This window comes from Nocardia sp. NPDC058497 (assembly GCF_042720195.1).
Lineage (GTDB): Bacteria > Actinomycetota > Actinomycetes > Mycobacteriales > Mycobacteriaceae > Nocardia.
In genome coordinates this window covers 1-1599 of sequence record NZ_JBHXMY010000911.1, presented here as the reverse complement: position 1 = coordinate 1599, position 1599 = coordinate 1, and the positions used below count along the sequence as shown (strand labels likewise).

1 protein-coding gene is annotated in these 1599 nt (G+C 65.4%); it reads right to left on the bottom strand.

Features of this window, described 5'->3' with window-relative positions:
• A partial coding sequence (locus ACFWPJ_RS32390) for a beta-ketoacyl synthase N-terminal-like domain-containing protein (protein WP_378857271.1) occupies positions 1-1536 on the bottom strand: 1536 nt, incomplete at its 3' end.
• Positions 1537-1599: the final 63 nt, after the last annotated feature.

The window sequence follows — 1599 nt, the reverse complement described above, 5'->3', positions numbered from 1 at the left end:
CGGTTGCCTCGGGTCACGGTCACGCCCATAGGTCGCCAGGATCGCCTGTGCCTCAATGGGATCGCCGAGACGAGTACCGGTGCCGTGGGCCTCCACGACGTCGACCTCCGCCGCGCGGAGCCCAGCGTTGGCCAGGGTGCGGCGAATGACGCGTTGCTGGGAAGGACCATTGGGGGCGGTGAGTCCGTTGGACGCGCCATCCTGGTTGATCGCCGAGCCACGTACTACCGCGAGCACGTCGTGCCCGAGTCGTTGTGCGTCGGACAGTCGCTCCAACACCAGCACGCCCGCACCCTCGGCCAACGCGGTGCCGTCCGCGGCGTCGGCGAAAGGTTTGACGCGACCGTCTGCCGCCAGACCTTGTTGCTGGCAGAATCCGATGATTCCATCCGGGGTGGCCATAACGGTCACGCCGCCCGCGAGTGCCATCGAGCACTCTCCGACTCGAAGCGCCTGCACCGCTTGATGAATGGCAACGAGCGACGACGAGCATGCGGTGTCCACCGAGACCGCCGGGCCCTCCAGGCCGAGAGCATAGGAGATACGACCCGAGGCCACACTCAGTGGTGTGCCGGTCAGCTCATAACCTGACGATTCATCGCCCTGCCCGCCGGAAACGCCGTAGCCCAAACTGCCGATACCGACGAACACGCCGGTATCGCTGCCGCGCAGACTATCCGGGTCGATCCCGGCATGCTCGAGCGCCTCCCACACCGTCTCCAGCAGCACCCGCTGCTGCGGATCCATCCCTGTCGCCTCCCGGGGGCTGATCCCGAAGAAGCCAGCGTCGAACTGTGCCGCGTCGTGCAGGAACCCGCCTTCGCGCACATACGATCTGCCGACCGCACCCGGCTGTGGATCGAACACGCCGTCGATGTCCCAGCCGCGATCGGTCGGGAACGAGGAGATCGCATCGGATTCGTCGATCAGCAACTGCCACAGGTCTTCCGGGGAGGAGACTCCGCCGGGGAGTCGGCAGCCGATGCCGACAATGACCACCGGATCGGACTGTATCGACGCCGATGGGGCCGCAGCGGCGGATTCGGAAGCCTCGGGGCCGCCCCGCAATTCGTCCATCACGAACCGAGCCACGGACTCGGGTGTCGGGTAATCGAATATCAGAGTCGCTGGCAATCGTGCGCCGGTCACCACATTGAGCCGATTACGCATTTCGACCGCGGTCAGCGAATCGAAGCCCAGCTCGCGGAAAATGCGGCCCGCTTCGACCGCCGAACTATTGTCGAAACCCAGTACCGTGGCCACCTCGCCGCGAACCATGTCCAAAATCACCGACAGTGCTTCGCTCTCGGATATCCCGGCGATACGGCGCTGCAAAGCAGACATTCCGTCCGAGCGGCCCGTAGCCGCAACCACCGCGCGTCGGGTCTGGGGGAACAAGGTAGTGAGGAAGGGCACCAACGTACCGGTCCGAGCATGCGACGCCAGGGTTATGGTGTCGAGCTCGGCTGCGGTCACCGCCCCTCGAGGCTGGATCAGCGCAGCATCGAACCAGCTCAATCCTTGTTCGATAGTCATCCCCGCCATACCGTCACGCGCATAACGGGTGGTGTCCGCTGTGCGGAGCCTGGCACCCATGCC